The organism is Mediterraneibacter massiliensis (assembly GCF_001487105.1).
Lineage (GTDB): Bacteria > Bacillota > Clostridia > Lachnospirales > Lachnospiraceae > Mediterraneibacter > Mediterraneibacter massiliensis.
In genome coordinates this window covers 1253754-1277534 of record NZ_LN913001.1, presented here as the reverse complement: position 1 = coordinate 1277534, position 23781 = coordinate 1253754, and the positions used below count along the sequence as shown (strand labels likewise).

The following is a 23781-nucleotide window of genomic DNA, read 5'->3' as shown; positions in this document are numbered from 1 at the left end:
CTCAGATCATGGAAAACCTCTGCAGTATCCTTGCCCCATGAAAACAATTAGGGGGAATTTCTTCCCCCTAATAAAATGCCCATCCTTATTTCAACAGATATTATTGATCAAGTATTGATGTGTAGGAAGCTGCATTATCAGTCTTAACCATGTTAATCGCGAATGCATCATACTGGCTTGGATTTCCAAGACGATTTGTGATGTTAGACTCTGTCTGTCCATCGCCGCCGATATATTCAACTTCAAGGTTAAGTAGATCGTCATAACTCTGAAGAAGCGGCTGGTATGTAGAACTCAAGAAGTTATCTGAGGCATTGTAGATATCCAGCCATACTGATTTCTTCGGAGATGTTTTGTCATCCAACTGATTAGATACCGCGTCAAGAATTTTCGTTGAGTCTGTAAAGTCTTTGTAGTTTTCAGAAGTAACAGGTACATTCATCGCGTAGTAAGAACGCTGTTCTTCATTGTATATATACAAATCTTCGCTCAATACGTTTCCTTCTTCATCCTCTGTGCTGATACCTGTATTGATGTCAACGCCGTCCAGCGCATTGCGGATCAGGCGAAGTGTCAGATATGCCTGTACGTCCGCGTGCTGACTGATTGTTCCGCCGTATCCCTCTGCGATAGCTGCAACAGCATCACTGTTGGCATCGTATCCGAATGTAGGTACTTTGTTATCCTTAGACCATGCATTGAACATAGACATTCCCATACCGTCATTGTTGGAAACGATAATGTCAATCTGATCTCCGAAAGAACTTGACCATGTTCCGATGGCATTTCCTGCCGTAGCCGCATCCCATGTTGCTCCTGAGTTATTCTTCATTTCTTGGGAAGCAAGTTCACGTACTACATATGTCTTTCCATCAACTTCAATAGAACCGTCTTTTACTCCCGTTTGTTTCCCGTCTGTATTTGTTCCTATTGGATCGCTGTTGATATTCCCGTCTTTATCAACACCTGTACCAAGCGCCTCACGAGTTCCTCTTGTACGTGCGATAGAATCGTTATGTCCAATATCGCCAATTGCTAGAACATATCCGATTGTGCCATCGCCGTTTCTGTCAATCTTAGCCGCATGTTCCTTGATATAGTCAACAACCATTTGTCCTTGTGCTTCTCCGCCCTGTGCAGCATCAAATCCCACATAATATGTATTATCGTTGTAAGTCAGTGCGGCTTTATCCAACTCTCCTGTAGAGCTATTGGACGGCTGACGGTTGTACCAAATCAACGGTTTGTCCTTGTTTGTTGCTGTGGATTCTGATTTAGCGTCTCCGCCTTTATCCGCGCCCTTGTCAGAGCCGCCTCCGCCGCAGGCTGTAACAGAAAGTGCCACTACGGCCGCCATGGTTATCAAAGCTAATTTTTTCTTCATACTTTTGATTTTCATAATACTTTCCTTCCTTATCCCTTTTCATAAATATTTCAGCTTATACTTTATCTATGTAGTTATGAAAAGTCTATCTGATTTTAGATTTTTAAACGTTTTTTACATATTTTTTATCGCAAGCTCTTTATTGTTGTTCTGTTCTCAATTTTTATTAATTACAATATGGTTATTGTCATTTGTATAAGTAAAATTTCTTTTATTAAAAAAACGATTAGAGAGTCTGACCTTTTGGTCTTTTTTACTTCTCTAATCGTTCTTATTCGTCTATTTTTTTCCTGCACGTAATATACCTTTGCAAATAGGCAATAAATTACAAGCCGCGTTCTATCTTTTCATTTTCTTTTCCCAAGTTCTCTGTAAACAGACGGACTTACCTTTCTATATTTTTTAAAAACCTTTGAAAAATATAGATTGTTGTCAAAACCTACCGAATAAGCCACCGCAGAAATAGAAAGACTTGTTTCTTTCAAAAGACTGCACGCCTTCTCTATTCTGTATTCAGACAAATACTCTTTCGGCGCCTTTCCCATATATAGCTTAAACGAACGGAACAGATGGCTCCGGCTTATCCCTACATATACTGCCACATCCTCTACTGTCACAGGGTAAGAATAGTTCTTTTCAATATACTTTCGGGCTTGTTCTACATACAACATTTGTACATCCTCTGTCCCGCTTTTTTCATCATAATATCTCATAAATACAGATAACAGGCTGTAGAGCACTCCCGTCATCGCCGCAGACGCTTCATATGTATTTCCTTTTACGGTATAAATTTTTTCAAGATGTTCCCGAAGCTCCTCATTTGGCATTTGTCCGTTCAAGATATACGGTTTTTCTCTAGAAAATTCCGTATTTCGGATGAGCTCCCCTGCCTCTGTTCCCATAAATCCGACCCATGCATATTCCCACGGTTCTATTTTATCCGCATAATAACGCACTTCTTCTCCCGGATACAGAATAAATGTATCTCCTTTATGCAGATGCCAAACTGTTCCCCTCGCGGAATAATAACCGCTCCCTGACAAAATATGATGGATACAATAATGATCCCTTATTCCAGGTCCCCACTGATATTCCGGTTCGCATTTCTGGTATCCGACATTATAAACCGACAGTGCATTCAGCCGGGGTTCCCCAATCTTATATGAATGTTTATACGTACCCGTCATTTCTACCGCCTCTTTTGCTTCCTGTTATATTAGTTCTCACTTTAAGAATCTTTATCTGTCGAAAAACGAAACGCCGTATGAGTATCATATTTTTCTCCCGCCCTGCATACAGGGCTCGGAAAATTTTCGTGGTGTACCGCGTCCGGCCAGCACTGCGTCTCCAAGCAGACTGCGCTTCTCTTTCCGTAGACGGCTCCGTTCTTCCCTTTTTCATTCTCCACGTAATTTGCCGTATAAATCTGTATGCCGGGACGATCCGTATAGGTTTCCATCACGATCCCGCTTTTTTCCCCACGCAGTTCTGCTGCTTTTTCAAATTTCCCCTGATTTTTCAAAACCCAGTTATGGTCATACCCGTTTCCAAAATGCAGGGGTTCATACTCTTCTTCTATTCTTGCTCCGATTTTTGCTCCATTTCTAAAATCCATTGGCGTCCCTTCTGCCGACAGAATCTCTCCCGTTGGAATCGCATAGGCGTTTCCGGGAGTAAAACAGTCCGCTTCTAATTGCAGCGTATGCCCCAGCACACTCCCGCTGTCATGTCCGTCTAAATTGAAATAGCTGTGATTCGTCAGATTGAACAGGCTGTCCTTGTCAGCAGAAGCCTCGTACCGGATGTCCAGCGTATCCCTTTCATCCAGACGGTAGGTCACATATATGTCCGCATTCCCCGGGAACCCTTGATCCCCATCCGGGCTGTGCAGCTTAAAACGAACATAACTGTCGGTATATTCTTCCGTTTCCCATATTCTTGTATTATAAAAATCCGTTCCGCTATGCAGATTATTCCCGTTATCATTATCCGCGAGTGTGTATGCCATTTTATTCAGTTCGAACTGCGCTCCGGCGATACGGTTCGCGTTCCTTCCTACGATCGCGCCGAAAAAACAGGTACCCTTTTTATACCCTTCGGGAGTGTCATAGCCGAGCACCACATCTGTTCGTTTTCCCTCTTTATCTCTTACCCATAAGCGAACCAGCGACGCGCCCAAGTCTGTAATCTCCGCCGCTGTCCCGTTCTTATTTTGCAGAACATACAAAGAAACTGTACGCCCTTCTTTCGTCCACCCGAATTCTCTTTTTGTTCCTACGTTCTTCCTTTCCATGTTTTTCCTCCTCAATCACGCTTTTTTACTTTTGTTTTGTCTATTATATCCTTAGCCCCTATATCAGGCAACATTTTTACATCATATTGCACGAATTTATCATATGTCCGGAAAAAATTATATAGTATAATTAAATTGTAATATTTTTTTAACCGTATAAAATTTTCAGGAGGAAAACAGATGATGAAAGAAAAACTGTATGACAAATTCAAAGAGCTTTTCGGGGATGCCGATGGCGCGCATTTTTATTTTTCTCCCGGACGTGTCAATCTCATCGGCGAACACACGGACTACAACGGAGGACATGTGTTTCCCTGTGCGCTGACGCTCGGCACATATGGTGTGGCAAGGAAAAGGGCAGACCGTCTGATGCACTTTTATTCCCTTAACCTGGATCAAATCGGAGTGGTGGAAGCATCTCTGGACGATCTGACAAACAAAGCCGTATATGACTGGGCAAATTACCCTCTAGGAGTTGTATGGACATTTGCCGAAAAAGGGTACTCCTTAGATACCGGATTCGATATGGTGATCTGGGGGGACATTCCGGGCGGCGCCGGACTTTCCTCTTCTGCTTCCTTAGAAGTCCTTACCGGAATTATGCTCACAGATTTATTCGGCTTCACAAAGTTAAGCCTTACGGATCTCGCTTTATTCGGCCAGTATTCTGAAAATAATTTCAACGGCTGCAACTGTGGTATCATGGATCAGTTTACGGTGGCGATGGGGAAAAAGGACAATGCCATTTTCCTTGACACAAGCACATTAAACTATGAGTATGCCCCCGTTCTCCTTGACGATGCCAAAATCATCATTACCAACAGTAAAGTAAAACACAGCCTCGTTTCCTCTGCGTACAATGACCGCCGGCAGGAGTCTACAGATGCCCTGGAGGATTTACAGAAAGAACTTTCCATTGCGTCTCTCGGAGACCTTACCGTGGAAGAATTCGAAGAGCACGCGGATCTGATCCGGGACGATGTCCGCACACGGCGCGCCCAGCACGCAGTCAGTGAGAATCAGCGAACTATAGAGGCTGTCGCTGCGCTTCAAAATGGAAATATTGAAAAGTTCGGAAAACTGATGAACCAGTCTCATATCTCTCTCCGGGATGACTATGAAGTGTCCTGTAAAGAAATTGATCTGCTCGTTTCTCTCGCATGGGATATCCCCGGCGTCATCGGTTCCCGCATCACAGGCGGTGGTTTCGGAGGATGCACAGTCAGCATTGTGAAAAATGACGCTGTTGAAACCTTCATTGAAACTATCGGAAATACATATAAAGAAACATTCGGGCATGAGGCAGAATTCTACACTGTAGATATCGGCGCCGGAGCCGGCCGTCTCGATTAAGAGGGGAGGAACTGCCATGCTATATGAAGCTATAAAAAAATTAGTACAATACGGAATTGCCAGCGGGCTGACCCCTGCTTCCGAAAAAATCTATACGACCAATCAGCTGCTCTCCCTCTTTCACGAGGACAGTTATGAGGACGTACCCTGCGATTCCTCTTCCCTTGTACTGGAAGATTTGCTCCGTAAACTGTTGGATGAAGCTGTTTCCCGTGGAATTATCACAGACAGTATCACATACCGTGATCTGTTTGACGCGAAAATCATGAATTGCCTCGTTCCCCGCCCAGAGCAGGTGCAGAGAGAATTCTGGGAGAAATACCGGATTTCTCCGGAATCTGCGACCTCTTATTTCTATAAGTTCAGTCAGGACAGTGATTATATCCGACGTTACCGTATTAAAAAAGACAGAAAATGGAAAACAGACACCCGGTACGGCGCGCTGGATATTACGATCAATCTCTCCAAGCCCGAAAAGGATCCGAAGGCGATCGCGGCTGCAGGAAAAGCCGTCTCTTCCTCTTATCCTAAGTGCCTGCTCTGCATGGAAAATGAAGGATATGCCGGAAATCTGCGCCACCCTGCCCGCGATAATCACCGTATTATTCCGCTTACGCTTGACAACAGTGAATGGGGATTCCAGTATTCGCCTTACGTCTATTACAATGAGCATTGTATTGTATTTAACAGAAAACACATTCCTATGAAAATAAACAAGCAGACCTTTACACGGCTGTTTGACTTCATCCGCATATTTCCGCACTATTTTATCGGTTCCAACGCGGATCTGCCAATCGTGGGCGGCTCTATTTTAGAGCACGATCATTTCCAGGGAGGCCGCTATACCTTTGCAATGGCAGAAGCGCCTGTTGAAATACCATTTATATTAAAGGGATACGAGGAGATACAGGCCGGTATCGTTAACTGGCCCCTGTCCGTTATCCGTCTGCGCGGATCTGACACACAGCGGCTTACCGCCCTCGCTTGCCATATTCTTGATAAATGGCGGGGATATACAGACAAAGAAGCCTTTATCTTTGCTGAAACAAAAGGAACGCCCCACAATACAATCACACCGATCGCGCGGAGAAAAGGAGAACTCTATGAGCTAGATTTGACACTGCGAAACAACATGGTGACAGACGAGCATCCTCTCGGCGTATATCACCCCCATGAGGAACTGCATCATATCAAGAAAGAAAATATCGGACTGATCGAAGTGATGGGACTCGCAGTTCTTCCAAACCGGCTGAACCATGAAATGGAACTTCTAAAAGAATATATTTTAGAAGGAATCGATCTGGATAGTAATCCTGAAACGTCTAAGCACGCCGCCTGGGTAAAAGAATTTCTGCCATCTTACACGGATGTCACAAAAGAAAATATCGGATATATTATCGAACAAGAGATCGGCAGAGTATTCTGCCGCGTACTAGAAGATGCCGGCGTATACAAATGCACTCCAGAAGGAAGAAACTCTTTCCTGCATTTTATAGAAACTCTCTCATAAATGTTAAGAGGGTATCCCCAAAGCTATAAAATGGCTAAAAGGTAACACATAGCGATGTCTCCCGCCCGATGTGGCTTAATCTCATAAGGAATGTCTTTTTTACATGCATATACTCCGTACTCCTGTACCGTCGGGAGTATCATAATCATCTCCGAATACTCCTAGGCGCTCCCGTTTTCCAATCGCCGCCTGCGATATATAAGGCAGCAGATTATTCGGGATGCCTTTCGGATCTCCGTATACTGTCGCGGCTGTCAATCACAAAAAACATCTGCTCCATCGCGTAGTCGGTGCTGCGCTCTACGCCTAAACCGTCAATGATAAACTCCAATGTGCCATCAAGATCTACTTGGCTGTGCCAATTTTCTGGATAGGAATCTCACAACAAAACCAACCAAAAAAGCCGCGACGATCGTCCCCTCACGAATACCTTGTAGTTTTCCGAAAAAGATGACGGACAATAAAACGGCTATAACAGTTATGGCTATATCAAATACCATTTTTGTCACGCCAAATTCTGTTTTCCATCTGAATACGATCGCGCGTACGAGAGATTCTCCCGGAAGCATGGCCACATTGGCACGCACTTCCATATATACGCCTACACCTAGGATTATGCAGCCGATCAACATACAGATAACTTTCATAACATAAGTCTGCGGATTTACAAAAAACAGCAAGTTCATACTCACATCAATAAAATATCCAAACACGATGGATACCGGTATTTGCAGTGCATGTTCCCATTTAAAGTCTCTTTTTAAAATAATCAACTGAAGCACGATCAGGAAAACACTGAACAATACTGTAAATTCTCCCAGCGTAAACGGAAATTGCAAACTCAGAATATAGGGAATAGACGAAAGAGGAGATGTTCCCAAATCTGCCTTAATAGCCATGCCTATTCCCACAGAATTAATAAACAAACCGCTGATAAATATGATATACCGTTTTAACTTATCCATTTTACCTCCACATAGGATCCCATCTGCTGTCACTTCCAAACAACCATATCCAGTATGTACCGTAACATATTTTTCTATCTCCTTCAAGAGCAATGCGCGGCGCATTGGCAAATATTGAAATTTTATTTCTTCTGCCTTTCTAACATCAGTATAAATTGCATTCTCGATTTGGGTAACTATTAGGCAACATTGCGAATACTAAAATTGGGGATATCTTCTTTTTGCACAGGATTCTTTTTCTCATATGCCTTACCTACAGTTTTATGTTCCCTCTTATTATGCTTGAATATTTGTACATGTTCAGTATCTATATACAAAACGAGGTGTATAGTAATAAAATATCTTATTATCCTATGGATTGCATATTCCTCTACCTTTGCAGCAGCCCTGCTTTCCTCTTTATATATTACAGATCGAACACGTTTTATCTCTTACTGTGCTGTCCGCATAATTAATTTTGGCAGAATAACAGGCACATTTTTTGTCCCCTTTTTAAAATTCTTTCTTTTTCATGATCTGTACACTGAGGCCAAAAGAAAAAAACAAGATAAGTATAAGGATCACAAATCCGGTTATCCAAAGCGCTGCCGTCCCCATAGTAGACAGCCTGCTGAAAATCTCCTCTATATTTATGCCTGCCTTTTTTAAGATATATATACTCCCGTAACATACAAGAAAGAGACCGCCCAATGTAATGATCATTGCTGTTCTGCCTTTATTTCCACCAAATTTCAACTGTACAGGTACTGTCACAGAAATGATCAATAGTACAAAACCAAGATACACCATATAACCCATCAGCCATTCCGCATCCAGCGCCAATCTGCCGGACACAGCTGCATAAGCTGCCGCCAAAGCCGTCGTCACACACCATGTGCCGCCTCCATAGAGAAGTGCAAACACATATTTTTCTGATACATAGAGTTTCCGTGAGATCGGGAGTGTAAATAAAAATGCATATCCATTATCAAATTCGTCATAACTGATCGTCGTCAATACAAATATAGTAGCAATAAAAGTGAGAAACCCTACCATATAAGACGGACTTTCCCACAAAAAGGAAAAAGCAATTCCCATGACAAGTATCAGTATCCCAAATGTTTTCTGCAGTTTTGCTATATAGAAATCTTTCAGCAGCAGTCCTTTCATAGTGTTTCTCCTTTCATCATCATCAATACATAGGCGTTTGCGAAACGCCACAAGCCGCATAAATACGGCATTTTAACTTTTATAAAACAAAACATCTCCTCAACGGATTGTGGTAAAATAGAGTTGCCTAGAAACTATAAACCAACCACCCGAAAGGAGATGTACCTATATGATAACATATAAGCAGCTCACTTTGGCAGAAGTTTTTGAAAATTGCCAAAATAAATTCGATAATGACAAATATCAGTTTCTTTCTCTACTTGACCAAACCATTAATCTTGATGAAATTGTTCCTGTTTCTTTTGTTACTCATTTTCACGCTTCTACAGGAAGACCTCGCAAGCATCAGCTTTATCCTATAATCAAGGCTCTCCTTATTCAGCGCATTTTCTCAATCCCGACCGATACTCTTCTGATCATATTTTTAAAATATTCTCAGGAACTACGGGATTTTTGTGGCTTCCGTGTTGTTCCTGATGCCTCAAAATTCACTCGTTTTAAACAGGACTTTCTTATGGACTTACAATCGATGTTTGATCACTTAGTTGATATCACTGAACCGATCTGCCAACGTATTGATTCTAACCTTGCTTCCATGAGCATCTTTGATACTTCTGGAATTGAGGCATGGGTGACAGAAAATAATCCGAAATACGCGAACCGTATCATAAAACAGTTAAAGGCCTTTGCAAAGGCTCACAACTTTGATCCTTACAAAGCTGCTTACGGCTCAATGCCCACACACGCTGCTGCTAACCCGGCTATCCAACAGATGTATATCAACGGACATTTCTGCTATGCCTATAAGTTTGGTATTGTCACGAATGGTCTTGGTATTGTTCGCGATATTACCTTCTACAATAAAGATTTCCTAAATGCTCATCCTGATATCATTGTTGAAAAGAAATCCGATTCGCCAGATGAAGATAAATCACTTGCGGACTCTAAGGCGCTGCTCCCTGTTTTGATTGATTTCTTTCAGAAGCATCCTTTGATTAACCCTAAAACTTTTCTAGGCGATGCCGCTTTTGATACCATTGAAATCTACAAAGCCCTTTTGGATGATCTTGGCTTTGAAAAAGCATTGATTCCACTCCGGACAAAACTATCAATGGAAGAACATGGCTACACCTTCAACGAAAATGGTGTTCCTTGCTGTCCGCATGATTCCACACTTCCAATGAAACGGGAAGGGAGTAAATCTCATCTGAGAAGCAAACTTCCCAGCATGAAGTTTGTATGCCCTAAAATGAAATGGGAATACAACCGTGAAACCAAAACGAAACGCCGTGTCTGCCACTGTGAGAACCCCTGTACCACATCTTCCTGTGGAAGAATGATTTACATTTACCCCGAAAAGAATCTGCGTGCCTATCCCGGTGTGGAACGTGGTTCCGTAGAATGGGATGAGACCTACAAAATCCGTGTAAACGTTGAAAAATCAATCAACCATTTTAAAGACAGTTTCTGTATTGCCGGTCGTAAAACCCAAAATGAGAAAACACTACATGCAGATTTGTTGCTTGCAGGAATTTCTCAGTTAATAACTGTCATGGTTGCTGATAAAATTCACCAGCATCAATATATACGAAGTTTAAAACCACTCATAGCATAGGACTTACCAACTTCATAAGCCCATGAGGTTTATTTGTTGTGCCAAGAAATGAACGATTTTCACTTCCTATCTCAAGAATCCTGCATGACAGGATCCTTTGCCTGTTTTTAATCAGGATTGCGGACTTGTTTCGCAATTACCTATCATCAATACAACTTCGTCAATGCCGACATTTTCTATTACGATCCTCGGATAGTTTTCCATGTAATATTGCTTCTGTTCTGTCAGAAGCTGATACCCAAACGCTTCCTTTCTCTTACGCAAAATATATTGTGTATCTAAATTTTTAAATTGTTCTTCATCTACCTTTATGACCGCGTATCTGTCCAGCAAACGATCCGTTTCTTCATGCAAGATAATCTGCCCGTCCTTAAGCATATACAGATCGTCGCACAACCCCTCCAAATCCCCGGATATATGAGAACTTATCAGAATGGCGCGTTCCTCACCTTTTTCCATATATTCTCTTAAAATATCCAGCATTTCCTCTCTTGCCGCAACATCCAGACCTGCTGTAGGCTCATCAAGCAGCAAAAATTTCGCCTCATGGGACATCGCCAGAAGAAGTTTTAACTTTGCTTTCATGCCGGTAGAAAACGCCTTAACCTTTTTATTTAGCGGGATACAAAACTGTTCACATTGCTCCAGAAACTGCTCTTTATGAAAATATGGATACATATTCTCCATAATGCGAATGATTTCCTTCACAGACAAATATTCACTGAAACCCGAATCTGACAGCACAACTCCCATCTCCGCTTTCTCTCTATTTGTCAGTATCCTGTTGTCTTTTCCTCCGATTTCTATTGTTCCTCCATCTATACGCAGCAAGCCTAGCACTGCCTTAAATACTGTCGTTTTCCCTGCTCCGTTCGGTCCGATCAAACCGGTGACATAGCCCGGCTTTACTTCCATAGAACATTGCAGCATAAACTTCCCATACTGCTTCTGTACATCGTTTATTCTCAACATATCCTATCCCTCCAATATCAATTCCATCAATGCGCGGATATCTTCCGACGTCAGCCCATATCTTTTTGCTCTGCGGATTAATTCCTCCAGTTCTGTTTCAATCTCTTTTCTGTATTCTTCCAACATTCTCTCTTTATTGGCCGCCGCTACATATGTGCCTTTTCCATGTACTGTGACAGTAAACCCCTCTTGTTCCAGATAGTCGTATGCCTTTTTCACGGTAAGGGCGCTGATTCTCAATTCTTTTGATAAAGTCCGGACAGATGGCAGGTTCGCATTTTCTTTCAGCTCTCCGCTTAAGATCAAAGCTTTGACTTGCTCTACAATCTGTTCATAGATTGGTACCATCGATGAACTGTTTATGATTATCTTCATATATTCTCTCCTCCATCCACAAACAGTATATAACAGTTTATAACTGTTGTCAACTGTTATATACTGTTTATTTCATGGAATCTACTTGCAAAAGCAGATTTTCTTCTTTCTAGAACAAATTCCGCTCTCCCTATTTCTCACATAAATAATAAAACAGACACTTCTTTTCAGAAATGTCTGTTCTATACCATTTGCTCATCTTATACCTTGTCGTGCGCAGCACGCCCGCATGGATATACTTACTCTGTCTCAGAGAACTGGTCTTTGCCTACTCCGCAGAGAGGACAGAGGAAATCTTCCGGAACATCTTCCCATTTTGTTCCTGGATCGATGCCGTTATCCGGATCTCCTGCTGCTTCGTCATAAATGTATCCACATACATCGCAAATATATTTTTTCATTATATTGCACCTCCATTTTCTTTTCCTGCTTTTCATCATAACATACCCATTTTCTTTTTTCAATGTGTTCTGTCATAGTTTATCCAGAGTTGTCTAATTCTAATAAATTTCTCTTATAGATCATCTATCAGCGCCGTGGATTTTGCATATGCCGTAGAACGTGCTTCGAAAAAATCTGTTTTTACCATATTGGCATTAGCATATTGCGCCACCCATTTCATAGATCCCGGTTCTTCTTCATATCCCGGATACAGACTCTCATAGCCTAATGATCTCCATCTTACATTCCCCAGATATCGGATATAGTCTGTGATCATTTGTTTATTCAGTCCGGGCACACCGTCTCCTATCACATAATGCCCCCAGGAGATTTCCTGGCGAACCCCCTCTGTGAGCAGCTCTTTCATCTGTGCCTCTGTCTCTTTGTCAAATAATTCCGGACATTCCTCTTTCAATTCTAAAATGATATTCCTAAAAAGCCACAGATGTGTATTTTCATCACGGTTGATATAGCGGATCTCCTGAGCAGAACCGGGCATTTTTCCATTTCTTGCCAGATTATAAAAAAACATAAAGCCAGAATAAAAGTAGATTCCTTCCAGAATATAATTTGCCATGATTACTTTCAGAAGAGTCCTCGCATCCTTTTTCTGTTGAAACGCGTTATAACAATCCCCGATAAATGTATTTCTCCTAAGTAAATGTTCATCTGTCTTCCACTGATACAAGATTTCCATTCTTTCGTCCGGTGAACAGATCGTATCCAACATATACGAATACGACTGAGAATGTACACATTCCTGAAATGTCTGGATGTTCAGACACAGATTGACTTCATTAGCCGTGATGTACTCTCCTATGCAGGGAAGATTTGCCGTTTGGATAGAATCCAGAAAAACCAAAAAGGATAATATCTTATCATATGCCTTTCTTTCTCCTTCTTCCAACTTTGGATAATCCTTTACATCCTGGGACAGATTGATCTCCTCCGGGATCCAGAAATTATTCATCGCCTGCCGGTACCAGGCGGATGCCCATGGATATTTTAAATTATTATAGTCGTTTAAGTTGGTCGTATTGCCTCCGATCATCCGCCTTTTCCGCACTTCTGTATCTCCGTTTGGATTAAATAAAGGCTTGCGCTCCAAAGGTCTTTCAATCTGTCGTTTCTCCATATCTGACTCTCCTCTTGATATATAGTAAAGCATTTCTTAAGAAGAACAAGATTCACATTCTTCTACCTCTAATGCCTTCGACCTGACATAATAGATAGTCTTAACACCGCTTTCCCATGCCAGCAGATATAATTCCAGCACCTGCCGCATCGTATACTCATTCGTGATATACAGGTTGACCGACTGCGCCTGGTCGATATGACGCTGCCGTATCCCGCATGCCCGCACCGACCATTTCTGATCGATAAGATGTGCATTTTTATAGTACCAGTATGTCTCCGCGCTCAGTTCCGGCGCCGTCCTCGGCAGCATAGCTCCCTTTTTTTCCTCTAAGAAAAACTTCTTCATGACCGGATCCACCCCTGCTGTTGTCCCTGAAAGGATCGACGTAGAACTGGTCGGCGCTACCGCCAGAAGATAGGCGTTTCGCATGCCCTGCTTTTTTACTTTCTCACGCAGCTTCTTCCACTGGACAGAATCATATCCTCTCTTTTCAAAATAAGCACCCGTATCCCAGTCTGAACCTGTGAAATAGTTATATCTCCCCTTTTCCGCCGCGTAATCGCTGCTCGCTTCTATAGCCGCATAATTGATTTCTTCAAATAAGGCGTCCACAAATGCAAGATGTTCTTCTGATTCCCATCTTATATGCTGTTTCGCCAACATATGATGATATCCGCTCACGCCAAATCCTATGGCTCGGTACTTTCCATTTGTAATCTCTGCATAAGGAAGAGGGTAAAAATTCAGATCAATAACATTGTCCAACGCCCGCACCACTGTGCGGACCACTTCTCTGACATAAGCTTTATCCTGTATAGGAAGCCTCCCCAACGTCAAGGATGCCAGATTACATACGACAAAATCGCCTGCTTTTGTTGTATTGACAACGACTGTATCGCCTTCCTCTGTCTGTATCTGCGTACTGACAGTCGATATAGGAGACATATTCTGCGCGATCTCTGTACATAAATTAGAACAATAGATCATGCCCTTGTGTGGATTCGGATTGGCACGGTTCACCGTATCTCTGTTAAAGGCAAAAGGAGTTCCGGTTTCCACTGCGGATTTTATAATAAGGCGTACAATCTCTTTTAAACGTATGGTTCTTTTTGGTATCCGCGCATCTTGTACACATTCCCAATATTTTTTCTCCCATTCTTCTCCATAACTATCCTCCAGACAGTATCCCCTGGCCAGAAAAATATCATGGGGACACATCAGATGCCATTCCTGATCCAGATCTTCCTTCGCCATCTTCCAAAAAAGATCCGGATAACACACTGCCGGAAAGACATCGTGTGCCTTCATTCTCTCATCTCCATTATTTGTACGGATCTGCAAAAACTCCGGCAGATCTCTGTGCCATGCATCCAGATAAACCGCCGCTGCGCCTGCGCGTACTCCCAGCTGATCTACGGCAACCGCCGTATCGTTGACAATCCTGACCCAGCGTATGACTCCGCCTGCTGCTCCTTCAAACCCTCGGATGGAGCCGCCTGCCGCACGAACTTTCCCAAAATACAGTCCCATTCCGCCCCCGTATTTACTCACTTGGGCAAAATTATCCACAGAACGGAAAATCCCTTTCAGACTATCCGGCACCACATCAATAAAACAGGAACTTAATTGGTGGAACGGCTTTCTTGCGTTCGATAATGTGGGAGTCGCCATCGTCACCTCCATCTTAGAGAGGACAGTATAAAAACGTTTTACCCATTCCATACGATTCCGTTTTTCTTTCATCGCAAGATGAAGCGCAATCCCCAAAAACATTTCCTGCGGACTTTCCAGCGGTACATGCTGATGCGTCGATATGACATACCGTTTCAAGAGCAGTTCCAGGCCGGAAAATGTAAATACCTTATCTCTTTCACGCTCTATATAATTCTCTGCCTCATATATTTCTTCCTTGCTGTACGCCTCCAGAATGTAGGCTCCATACAGCCCCTGCTCTGTAAGATAACAGATCTTTTCATAAAAGCCGTGGATCCCTCTTTTTCCCTCTTCTGCCTCTAATTTTCTGTAAAACGAAAATGCCAGAAGTCTTCCGGCAATCTTTTCCCATTCGGGAGCTTCCTGGCTTGTCAGCTCTGTGGCTGCATTGATCAAAGCCTCCAGCTGTTCTTCCTTATCCATCTTTGGCTTCAAAAAGCCGGTTGCTCTTTCTTCCAATATAGACAGTGCATACACTTCTTGTGGGAAGTCTTCCTCTATCTCCCGTAATACTTCTGCGATCCCCTCTGTATCAAATTTTTTCTCTGTTTCTTCTCTCTGTATAGTCATACGCCCCTCCCGTCTGTATTCTAGCAAGATATAGAGCAATTATATACTAGAATTAGATTATTTTCAACAGCAAAATACAATATATTGTGTTTTTACATAAAATATCAGCTCTGTCACCATTTTTTGGAGATCACCAGAGCTGATATTCTTCTTTTCACTTTTTTTCAGTTTCTTTCTTCCCGCAGTCCTAGTATTCCTTCTACTAAGATCTTTACGTCATTAAAAATATAGTCGAATGCCCCTGCCTGACACATATTCATAAGGATCATCCCGATCGGTACCGCCAGGATCATACCGATGACGCTGCTGATCCTATATCCGATATACAGTAAAAATAATGTGACCAGGGGATTGAGCCCCATACTGTCTCCTACCAGCTTAGGCTGCAGAAGCTGCCTGACGAGCTGGGTAACCACATAGAAAATGACTAAAATAACCGTCATCTTATAATCTCCCATAAAAAACTTGTAGATCGCCCACGGGATCATAGCTGTTCCTGTTCCAAAAAACGGCAGAAAATCCAAAACTGCGATCAAAAATGCGATCAGAACAAAGTAGCGGACATTCAAAACAGCAAAGCCAATCAGAAGGATCACAAACACAACTCCCATGATTTTAAACTGGGCTTTAAAATATCCTCCTACCGCATATCGCAGATTATCCATGACAAGGGACATGCGCTTCGTGACCGATTCCGGAAAAACTTTCTTAAACCACTGGATCACTTCTTCTCTCTGAACTGTAAAAAAATATGCAGACATGATCGCTACGATAAACCCGATCAGATAAGACGGCAGACTTTTCGCAAAATTTCCGGCCGCCGTTACTGTAGGCTCGCTGACTTTGGATACCCAGTCTCCCATATACTGATCCAAGTTTGCCACAATCGTGTTCCAGCCATTTTGTACTCCCTCCGGCAGTTTTTCAAAAACTCCTGACAGCGTATCACCTATCTGCCTCAAGCCGCTTTCTAGCTGTGCGTACAATTCCGGAAAATTCCTTGCCAGATCTCCGATTTCATTTACGATCCTGCTGACAGCAAAATACAGAACAAACACGATCAATGCAAGCACCAGTATAACGATCAGCGCAGATCCTAATTTTTTTACGATCTTTAGCCTTCTCTCCAACCAGTTTACCAAAGGCGCTGCAATCGCCGATATGATCCATCCGATCACAAAAGGCATAAAAAAGCCGATCGCCTTTATCCCAATGATGACAAATGCTGCTGTTGCTAATAAACTAAAGAGCAGGCTGACCGTAACCTGCCAATATGGGCGCCTATTTTCCATTCATTTCCACCTCTGTCTTACCCAAATATTCTGTCTCGACCAGTTCCCAAATCTCCTCTCTTCCTTGTTTTGTAACGGAAGAAAACGGGATCACTCTTGTTCCCGGCACAAGATCTAATCCTTCTTTTATCATCTTTATATGTTTCTGGACCTGGCTTCTCTTTAGTTTATCCAGTTTTGTAGCAATAATGATCGGTGCGAATCCTTGCTCCACGATCCATTGGTACATCATTTTATCGTTGGCAGAAGGCGCATGCCTGCTGTCAATAAGCAGAAACACTGCCTGCAGCTGCCCAGAAGCATGCAGATATCGTTCGATCAGCTTTCCCCACTGCCGCTTTTCTTCCTCCGACACCTTTGCATATCCGTATCCCGGAAGATCTACCAAGTACAATTCTTCATTGATATTATAGAAGTTGATTGTCTGTGTTTTCCCCGGCGTGGCAGAAATCCTAGCATACGATTTCCGATTCATTAATGCATTGATCAAAGAAGACTTTCCTACATTGGATTTGCCCGCAAACGCAATCTCCGGCTTTTCATTTGCCGGCAGCTTACTCGTGATTCCACAGACTGTCTCCAAATTTATACTTCTTATTACCATGCTCTCCCCCTCCCTATCCTTTATTTTCTTCTTCACCGTGAGCAGGGACAAGTGCTTCCTTTAACACTTCATCCATATTTACTACAGGTATGATCTGCATTCCTCTTGTAATCTCAGCAGCCAACTCTTCCACATCTACTTTATTATCTTTCGGAATAAGAACCGTCTTTATTCCCGCATTTTTTGCTGCCAAAAGTTTTTCTTTCAGTCCACCTATAGGAAGTACCCTTCCTCTTAATGTCACCTCCCCGGTCATTGCCAGATCGGAACGTACTTTTCTCCCCGTAATGGCGGAAATCATGGCTGTCGCCATCGTGATCCCAGCAGAAGGGCCGTCTTTCGGTACTGCTCCTTCCGGAATATGTACATGAATATCATGTTTCTCAAAAAATGTTTCTGAAATCTTATACTGTTCACTGACAGAGCGTATAAAACTGATACCTGTCTGAGCAGACTCTTTCATCACATCGCCTAACTGACCTGTCAGCATGACTTCCCCATTTCCCGGCATAACATTTACTTCTATTTGCAGTGTATCTCCGCCTACGCTCGTCCAGGCAAGTCCTCTGACAATACCGATCTCCGGATCTGGATTTGCCATCTGATACGTATATTTTTCTCTTCCCAGATATTTATGGATATTCTTTTCGGTCACTGCTATTTTCTTCTTTCCGGTCGTCAAAAGCTCTTTGGCTGTTTTACGGCAGATATTTCCTATTTCTCTCTCTAACTGCCGTACCCCCGCCTCTTTTGTATAATTTCTGGCAATCTTCCAGATCGCGTTCTTGCTGATCGTAAGCTGTTCCTGTGAAAGTCCATGCTTTTCCATCTGTTTTGGGATCAGATGTTCTGCGGCTATATGCAGCTTCTCATTCTCTGTATAACTGCTGATCTCGATCACTTCCATCCGGTCTAAGAGGGGTCTTGGAATCGTCTGAAGTGTATTTGCCGTCGTGATAAACAGAACCTCTGACAGGTCAAGCGGCACTTCCAGATAATGGTCACGGAATTTATGATTCTGCTCACTGTCCAAAACTTCTAATAAAGCCGAAAACGTATCGCCTTTATAATCTGTGCTGACCTTATCGATCTCATCCAGAAGCAAAAGCGGATTTTTTACGCCTGCCATTTTTATCCCGCCGGCTATACGTCCCGGCATGGCTCCCACATAGGTCTTTCTGTGTCCCCGTATTTCTGCCTCATCCCGAACGCCGCCCAGGGAAATTCGTACATAGGGCTTTTTCAGAGACTTTGCCAGTGACTTTGCGATAGAAGTCTTTCCAGTTCCCGGCGGCCCCACCAGACAGAGAATCGGACTTTCTCCTTTTTTTGTCAGCGTACGGACTGCAAGAAACTCCAAGATCCTTTCTTTTACTTGCTCTAATCCGTAATGTTCCTCTTCTAATACCGCTTTTGCATATGCAATATCTGTGGAATCTTTGACCGCTTTGTCCCACGGCATTTCCAAAAGCGTCTCGATATATGTCCGGATCACACCGCTCTCTGCCGGAGAATTCAAAGAACTTTTAAACCTGCTGATCTCCTTTTTCAATTTATCTTTTATTTCCTTTGGAGCCTTCAGCTTCTTTGCAGCCTGTTCAAATTCCTCTGCGTCCGAGAGCGTCGTGTCATCCCCCAGCTCCTCTCTGATAAGCTTTAACTGTTCTCTTAAAATATATTCCCTCTGGTGCTTATCCACACGTTCTTTTACTTTCTGCTGTATTTCTTCCTTGATGTCCATGATCTGCACTTCATTCACTAACTTGAAGCAAAGCAGTTCATATCGTTTCCAAAAATCTGTTTCACTGAGTATTTCCTGCTGATCACCATAATATAACGGAATATTCGCCGCGATCTCATCTGACAGCTTTTTAAGATCTTTGATCTCCAATATCTGTGCCACAGCTTCTTTGGACATTTTCCCCTTCTTTGCCGCATACTCCACAAACATATCTTTCAGACCCCGCAGCAGTGCTTCTCCGTTCAGATCTTCCGGCACCGTGATATCCGAGTCATCTACGATATCCACTTCACCACGCAGATAAGGTTCTTCATATTCCATACGTTTTAAGATTCCTCTGGTCTCTCCTGCGACTAACACTCGTACGATATGTTTCGGCAGTTTGATGATCTGTTTGATCGTACCTACAGTCCCGACCTCATACACATCCTCCAGCTTTGGGTCTTTCGTCTCTATGTCTTTTTGTGCGGTCAAAAAAATCTTCTGTTCTTCTATCATTGCCTCCTGGATCGCTGCGACAGATTTGTCTCTGCTTACGTCAAAATGTACGACCATGCCGGGCATGATCACCATTCCTCGAAGCGCCACCATAGGGAGGCTTCTCGTCTCCTTCTTCATATGATCTCCTCCTGGATCTTGATATAGAAAAGGCAGGTACATGGTCTATCCTCTGCACCCGCCTGAAATATTAAGCACTCTCAGATGTCAAAAACGACCGGCGTTCTTCTCCATCACACTCATAGAGCGGCACGCCCGTTCCCTGAACAACTTCCTTTGTGATCCGGCATCCTTTGATCGTGTCGTCTGACGGTACTTTAAACATCGTATCCATCATGATATTCTCCATAATCGCACGCAATCCTCTGGCGCCGGTTTTTCTGGCAAGGGTAGTCTCCGCTATCGCAGTCAAGGCATCCTTGTCAAATTCCAATTTTACCCCATCCAATTCCAATAACTTCTGGTACTGCTTCACGATCGCGCTCTTAGGCTCTGTCAGGATCCTTATCAACGCATCTTTATCCAGCATATCCAGCGATACCGTAACCGGAAGACGCCCTACCAATTCCGGGATCAGTCCGAATTTTACTAAATCCTGGGGAAGTGCTTCGTGCAGAAGCACATCAATATCATATTCATGTTTTGACGCTATCTCTGCGTTGAAACCGATAGACTTGCGATCCAGCCGTGTCTCTATAATTTTGTCGATTCCCTCAAAAGCTCCTCCGCAGATAAACAAAATATTCGTTGTATCAATCTGGATCAATTCCTGATGAGGATGTTTTCTGCCGCCCTGAGGAGGAACGGAAGCAACTGTCCCCTCAATGATCTTTAAGAGTGCCTGCTGTACGCCTTCACCGGATACATCACGAGTGATCGACGGATTCTCCGATTTTCTTGTGATCTTGTCGATCTCGTCAATATAGATGATTCCATGCTCTGCCCTCTCAATATCTCCATCTGCTGCCTGAATCACCTTTAACAGAATATTCTCCACATCCTCACCGACATATCCCGCCTCTGTTAAAGCAGTGGCATCAGCTATTGCAAAAGGAACATTTAAAATCTTCGCCAGTGTCTGTGCAAGCAGGGTCTTGCCGCACCCTGTAGGCCCTAACATTAAAATATTACTCTTTTGCAGCTCTACCCCCAGATCCTGCTCTGCCATGATTCTTTTATAATGATTATAGACAGCCACAGACAGCACTTTTTTTGCCTCATCCTGACCGATGACATAATCATCTAAAAAGGCTTTTATCTCCTCCGGTGTCAAAAGATTAATATCGTCAAAACCTCTGCGGTCTCCATAGTCAAATTCTTCCTCTATGATCTCTGCGCACACATCTATACATTCGTCGCAGATGTACGCGCCATTCGGCCCTGCTATCAGCTTGCGCACTTGTGACTGTGTCTTATTACAGAAAGAACATCTCACGATGTCGTCATTTGGTTTTCCTGCCATATACTCTCACCTCATATCGCCGCCTTTAGTGGCTGGCGATCACTTCGTCTATTAATCCATATTCTTTCGCTTCAGCCGCAGACATAAAGTTATCCCGTTCTGTATCTACCTTGATAACTTCCAACGGCTGCCCTGTATTTGCAGCCAGAATTTCATTTAACTTCTGACGCGTACGCAGGATATGCTCCGCAGCGATCTGAATCTCTGTCGCCTGCCCCTGTGCTCCGCCGGACGGCTGATGGATCATGATCTCAGCATTAGGCAACGCAAATCGCTTTCCCTTCTTCCCTCCGGAAAGGAGAAACGCTCCCATACTTGCGGCCATACCGATACATACTGTCGATACGTCACACTTAATATATTGCATTGTATCATAAATAGCAAGTCCCGCAGTTACAGAACCACCCGGACTGTTGATATAAAGCTGGATGTCCTTGTCTGGATCATCTGCTTCCAGAAAAAGAAGCTGTGCCACAACTACACTCGCCGATACATCATTTACTTCTTCACCAAGAAAAATAATCCGTTCTTTCAATAACCGGGAATAAATGTCGTAGGATCTCTCCCCACGGCTCGTCTGTTCAATGACATAAGGTACTAAACTCATCTGTCTTCCTCCTAACTCTATCTGAATCTATAAAGTAGAATCGGGATGCCCTCAATACCCAGGCACCCCCTTCACTACAGGTTGTCTTATCCTTCTACCGCAGCCTCAGCGATGAGTGTTACCGCCTCCTGTACCGCAATATCTTCTTTCATCTGTTTCTTTTCATTTTCGCCCATAAATTCTTTCAGTTTCTCAACTTCCATCTGATAAGACTCTGCCATCTTCTTCAATTCTTCTTCCAGACGTTCTTCTGAAACTTCAATATTCTCTGCAGCGACAACCGCTTCCAGAACCAATCTTGTCTTGATCCGTTTCTCTGCCTGCGGTCTTAATTCTTCCATCATCTTTTCTTCCGTCATCCCTGTAAACTGGAAGTATTGCTCTACAGTAAGTCCCTGCTGCATGATACGGCGTGCGAAATCATCCGCCATCTGCTTTGTCTGCAGATCGATCATTGCCGCCGGGATATCCATCTGCGCATTTTCGATCGCTGCGTCTACAGCCTGGTTTTCTTTCTTTTCTTTTCCTTCACGTTCTTTGCGCTCTTTGATCTTCTTCTTCACTTCTGCTTTGTAAGCATCCAGTGTCTCACATTCAGAAACGTCGGAAGCGAACTCATCATCCAATTCCGGCAGTTCTCTCACCTTAATCTCATGAACTGTACATTTAAATACAGCTGCCTTGCCAGCCAGTTCTTTTGCCTGGTATTCCTCCGGGAATGTTACGTTTACTTCCATTTCTTTTCCAATCTCAGCGCCAATCAGCTGTTCCTCAAAGCCCGGGATAAACGCGCCTGAACCAATCGTCAGAGGATACTTTTCTCCCTTTCCTCCTTCAAATGCTTCTCCATCCACAAAACCTTCAAAATCAAGAAGCACCTGATCCTTGTCCTGTACTGCGCGGTCTGTCACTTCAATTGTTCTGGCGTTGCGCTCGCGTTCTTTTTCGATTTCTTCATCCACTTCTTTCTGTGTGACTCTTGTGGACACTTTATCTACTTTCAGACCTTTGTATTCGCCTAATGTCACTTCCGGCTTCACCGCTACTTCTGCTGTAAAAATAAACGGTTTGCCTTTCTCCAGCTGTACAATATCGATCTTCGGCTGAGAGACAAGTTCTAACTCACATTCATCGTATGCTTTTCCATATGCCTCTGAAATCATATGATTTGCCGCTTCATCATAGAACACTTCCGGTCCATACATTTTCTCGATCATCTGGCGCGGAACTTTCCCTTTACGGAATCCCGGCACGCTGATTTTTTTGCGTTCTTTTATATATGCCGCCTGAAGAGCTTTTTCCACTTCTTCAGCAGAAACTTCGATCGTCAGTTTCGCCATATTATGTTCTAATTTTTCTACCTGTAAACTCATTTTTTTATCTTCCTCCTTGATTTTATCCAGATATTCGCAGTCATTGGAACAGTATAGCATAAATAGCCGCAAATTTCCAGCATTTTTTAAGTATAAACAATGGCTTTTTTCACTTCCTGTGCCTTTTCTTCCCCATACAGAACAGAAACAAGGCGGAGTCCGAAAGCAATGGCTGCTCCCATACCTCTTCCTGTGGTGATATTACCGTCTGTTACCGTCGGTTTCTGCACCACTGCCGCACCTGTCAGAGCCTCTTCAAAAGATGGATAGGCACATGCCTGCCTGCCTTCTAAGAATCCAAGACTTCCCAATATAGACGGCGCCGCACAGATCGCCGCGATCTGAAGCTTTCTTTCATATGCCGACAAAAGAAGTTTTCTTAAACCTTCATGTTCTTTCAGGTGGAGCGTACCCGGCATACCTCCAGGAAGCACCAGCATCTCCATATTCTGAAAATCCATTTTTTCAAATAGCTCATCCGCCAGCACATCAATCTGATGAGCCCCATGAACAGTATAGTCCCCAGTCACTGAAATCGTTTTAACACAGGCTCCTGCGCGACGCAGAATATCGACTACGGTAAGCCCTTCTATCTCCTCAAAGCCATCCGCAAGAAATACACACACTTCTTTCATTGCTCTTTCCTCCTTCATTTTTCCGGCTTTTTCTCCTGTTTTCCCACCGGTTCTGCCCACAACTCCGGCGCACAGGCGACAGTATCAAAAT

At 43.3% G+C, this 23781-nt stretch carries 19 protein-coding genes and 3 pseudogenes; 3 read left to right on the top strand and 19 right to left on the bottom strand.

What is annotated here, in order from left to right; translation table 11 throughout:
* Positions 1–100 precede the first annotated feature (100 nt).
* The 3 genes from BN3282_RS10405 to BN3282_RS10395 form a co-directional block, all read right to left on the bottom strand.
* The gene (locus BN3282_RS10405) at positions 101–1384 is read right to left on the bottom strand and encodes a substrate-binding domain-containing protein (RefSeq protein ID WP_059070393.1); all 1284 of its coding nucleotides are present in this window, start codon (positions 1382–1384) and stop codon (positions 101–103) included.
* 347 nt (positions 1385–1731) lie between these two features.
* Positions 1732–2571: an AraC family transcriptional regulator gene (locus tag BN3282_RS10400; RefSeq protein WP_059068958.1), complete on the bottom strand. Its 840-nt coding sequence runs from the start codon at positions 2569–2571 to the stop codon at positions 1732–1734.
* Positions 2572–2612: 41 nt separating this feature from the next.
* On the bottom strand, positions 2613–3677 hold the full coding sequence (locus BN3282_RS10395) for an aldose epimerase family protein (protein WP_059068955.1): 1065 nt from the start codon (positions 3675–3677) through the stop codon (positions 2613–2615).
* A 183-nt stretch (positions 3678–3860) separates the two neighbouring features.
* On the opposite strand from BN3282_RS10395, the gene BN3282_RS10390 reads away from it, so the two are divergent.
* Both BN3282_RS10390 and galT read left to right on the top strand, forming a co-directional pair.
* Positions 3861–5030 (top strand): galactokinase, encoded by a 1170-nt coding sequence (locus tag BN3282_RS10390; protein ID WP_059070391.1) that lies wholly within the window; start codon positions 3861–3863, stop codon positions 5028–5030.
* 16 nt (positions 5031–5046) lie between these two features.
* Positions 5047–6540 carry a UDP-glucose--hexose-1-phosphate uridylyltransferase gene (gene galT, locus BN3282_RS10385; protein WP_059068953.1) on the top strand — a complete coding sequence of 498 codons (1494 nt, stop codon included), beginning with the start codon at positions 5047–5049 and terminating at the stop codon, positions 6538–6540.
* A gap of 41 nt (positions 6541–6581) precedes the next feature.
* Here galT and BN3282_RS14740 read toward each other — a convergent pair.
* The 4 genes and pseudogenes from BN3282_RS14740 to BN3282_RS10375 form a co-directional block, all read right to left on the bottom strand.
* Positions 6582–6774: pseudogene (locus BN3282_RS14740) on the bottom strand (UDP-glucose 4-epimerase); the annotation flags it as partial.
* Positions 6773–6862, bottom strand: a pseudogene (locus BN3282_RS15620) (ATP-binding protein); the annotation flags it as partial. The pseudogenes BN3282_RS14740 and BN3282_RS15620, both read right to left, overlap by 2 nt.
* Before the next feature lie 16 nt (positions 6863–6878).
* Entirely contained in the window at positions 6879–7610 is a 732-nt protein-coding gene (locus BN3282_RS10380; protein ID WP_242866629.1) for a YczE/YyaS/YitT family protein, read from the bottom strand.
* Between the two features lie 387 nt (positions 7611–7997).
* A complete protein-coding gene (locus BN3282_RS10375; RefSeq protein ID WP_059068952.1) occupies positions 7998–8654 on the bottom strand; it encodes an ABC-2 transporter permease in 657 nt (218 codons plus the stop codon).
* Positions 8655–8823: 169 nt separating this feature from the next.
* Between BN3282_RS10375 and BN3282_RS10370 the strand changes: the two are divergent.
* A pseudogene (locus BN3282_RS10370) lies at positions 8824–10198 on the top strand (transposase).
* 182 nt (positions 10199–10380) lie between these two features.
* On the opposite strand, the gene BN3282_RS10365 reads toward BN3282_RS10370, so the two are convergent.
* The 12 genes from BN3282_RS10365 to BN3282_RS10315 form a co-directional block, all read right to left on the bottom strand.
* Entirely contained in the window at positions 10381–11241 is an 861-nt protein-coding gene (locus tag BN3282_RS10365) for an ABC transporter ATP-binding protein (protein ID WP_059068950.1), read from the bottom strand.
* A gap of 3 nt (positions 11242–11244) precedes the next feature.
* The gene (locus BN3282_RS10360) at positions 11245–11616 is read right to left on the bottom strand and encodes a GntR family transcriptional regulator (RefSeq protein ID WP_059068948.1); all 372 of its coding nucleotides are present in this window, start codon (positions 11614–11616) and stop codon (positions 11245–11247) included.
* Positions 11617–11855: 239 nt separating this feature from the next.
* Positions 11856–12017 carry a rubredoxin gene (rd, locus tag BN3282_RS14735; RefSeq protein ID WP_082667524.1) on the bottom strand — a complete coding sequence of 54 codons (162 nt, stop codon included), beginning with the start codon at positions 12015–12017 and terminating at the stop codon, positions 11856–11858.
* Positions 12018–12130: 113 nt separating this feature from the next.
* Complete coding sequence (locus BN3282_RS10355; protein WP_059068947.1) at positions 12131–13192, bottom strand: ribonucleotide-diphosphate reductase subunit beta; 1062 nt, start codon at positions 13190–13192, stop codon at positions 12131–12133.
* 36 nt (positions 13193–13228) lie between these two features.
* A complete protein-coding gene (locus BN3282_RS10350) occupies positions 13229–15505 on the bottom strand; it encodes a ribonucleoside-diphosphate reductase subunit alpha (protein ID WP_330382190.1) in 2277 nt (758 codons plus the stop codon).
* A 137-nt stretch (positions 15506–15642) separates the two neighbouring features.
* Positions 15643–16770: a sporulation integral membrane protein YtvI gene (gene ytvI / locus BN3282_RS10345; protein WP_059068943.1), complete on the bottom strand. Its 1128-nt coding sequence runs from the start codon at positions 16768–16770 to the stop codon at positions 15643–15645.
* The gene (yihA, locus tag BN3282_RS10340) at positions 16760–17374 is read right to left on the bottom strand and encodes a ribosome biogenesis GTP-binding protein YihA/YsxC (protein WP_059068941.1); all 615 of its coding nucleotides are present in this window, start codon (positions 17372–17374) and stop codon (positions 16760–16762) included. The genes ytvI and yihA overlap by 11 nt, the downstream gene beginning before the upstream one ends.
* A 13-nt stretch (positions 17375–17387) precedes the next feature.
* Complete coding sequence (gene lon / locus BN3282_RS10335) at positions 17388–19733, bottom strand: endopeptidase La (RefSeq protein WP_059068939.1); 2346 nt, start codon at positions 19731–19733, stop codon at positions 17388–17390.
* Between the two features lie 70 nt (positions 19734–19803).
* Positions 19804–21075 carry an ATP-dependent Clp protease ATP-binding subunit ClpX gene (gene clpX / locus BN3282_RS10330; protein ID WP_059068937.1) on the bottom strand — a complete coding sequence of 424 codons (1272 nt, stop codon included), beginning with the start codon at positions 21073–21075 and terminating at the stop codon, positions 19804–19806.
* A gap of 25 nt (positions 21076–21100) precedes the next feature.
* A complete protein-coding gene (clpP, locus tag BN3282_RS10325) occupies positions 21101–21682 on the bottom strand; it encodes an ATP-dependent Clp endopeptidase proteolytic subunit ClpP (protein WP_059068934.1) in 582 nt (193 codons plus the stop codon).
* Positions 21683–21768: 86 nt separating this feature from the next.
* Positions 21769–23055 (bottom strand): trigger factor, encoded by a 1287-nt coding sequence (tig, locus tag BN3282_RS10320; protein WP_059070387.1) that lies wholly within the window; start codon positions 23053–23055, stop codon positions 21769–21771.
* A gap of 86 nt (positions 23056–23141) precedes the next feature.
* Positions 23142–23690, bottom strand: coding sequence for a DJ-1 family glyoxalase III (locus BN3282_RS10315; RefSeq protein WP_059070385.1), 549 nt, complete (start codon positions 23688–23690; stop codon positions 23142–23144).
* Positions 23691–23781: the final 91 nt, after the last annotated feature.

What these genes read in the sequence shown, in the direction of transcription:
- BN3282_RS10405 (WP_059070393.1), bottom strand. Translation starts at nt 1,384, where the DNA reads ATGAAGAAAAAATTAGCTTTGATAACCATGGCGGCCGTAGTGGCACTT.
- BN3282_RS10400 (WP_059068958.1), bottom strand. Translation starts at nt 2,571, where the DNA reads ATGACGGGTACGTATAAACATTCATATAAGATTGGGGAACCCCGGCTG.
- BN3282_RS10395 (WP_059068955.1), bottom strand. Translation starts at nt 3,677, where the DNA reads ATGGAAAGGAAGAACGTAGGAACAAAAAGAGAATTCGGGTGGACGAAA.
- BN3282_RS10390 (WP_059070391.1), top strand. Translation starts at nt 3,861, where the DNA reads ATGAAAGAAAAACTGTATGACAAATTCAAAGAGCTTTTCGGGGATGCC.
- galT (WP_059068953.1), top strand. Translation starts at nt 5,047, where the DNA reads ATGCTATATGAAGCTATAAAAAAATTAGTACAATACGGAATTGCCAGC.
- BN3282_RS10380 (WP_242866629.1), bottom strand. Translation starts at nt 7,610, where the DNA reads ATGCGCCGCGCATTGCTCTTGAAGGAGATAGAAAAATATGTTACGGTA.
- BN3282_RS10375 (WP_059068952.1), bottom strand. Translation starts at nt 8,654, where the DNA reads ATGAAAGGACTGCTGCTGAAAGATTTCTATATAGCAAAACTGCAGAAA.
- BN3282_RS10365 (WP_059068950.1), bottom strand. Translation starts at nt 11,241, where the DNA reads ATGTTGAGAATAAACGATGTACAGAAGCAGTATGGGAAGTTTATGCTG.
- BN3282_RS10360 (WP_059068948.1), bottom strand. Translation starts at nt 11,616, where the DNA reads ATGAAGATAATCATAAACAGTTCATCGATGGTACCAATCTATGAACAG.
- rd (WP_082667524.1), bottom strand. Translation starts at nt 12,017, where the DNA reads ATGAAAAAATATATTTGCGATGTATGTGGATACATTTATGACGAAGCA.
- BN3282_RS10355 (WP_059068947.1), bottom strand. Translation starts at nt 13,192, where the DNA reads ATGGAGAAACGACAGATTGAAAGACCTTTGGAGCGCAAGCCTTTATTT.
- ytvI (WP_059068943.1), bottom strand. Translation starts at nt 16,770, where the DNA reads ATGGAAAATAGGCGCCCATATTGGCAGGTTACGGTCAGCCTGCTCTTT.
- yihA (WP_059068941.1), bottom strand. Translation starts at nt 17,374, where the DNA reads ATGGTAATAAGAAGTATAAATTTGGAGACAGTCTGTGGAATCACGAGT.
- lon (WP_059068939.1), bottom strand. Translation starts at nt 19,733, where the DNA reads ATGAAGAAGGAGACGAGAAGCCTCCCTATGGTGGCGCTTCGAGGAATG.
- clpX (WP_059068937.1), bottom strand. Translation starts at nt 21,075, where the DNA reads ATGGCAGGAAAACCAAATGACGACATCGTGAGATGTTCTTTCTGTAAT.
- clpP (WP_059068934.1), bottom strand. Translation starts at nt 21,682, where the DNA reads ATGAGTTTAGTACCTTATGTCATTGAACAGACGAGCCGTGGGGAGAGA.
- tig (WP_059070387.1), bottom strand. Translation starts at nt 23,055, where the DNA reads ATGAGTTTACAGGTAGAAAAATTAGAACATAATATGGCGAAACTGACG.
- BN3282_RS10315 (WP_059070385.1), bottom strand. Translation starts at nt 23,690, where the DNA reads ATGAAAGAAGTGTGTGTATTTCTTGCGGATGGCTTTGAGGAGATAGAA.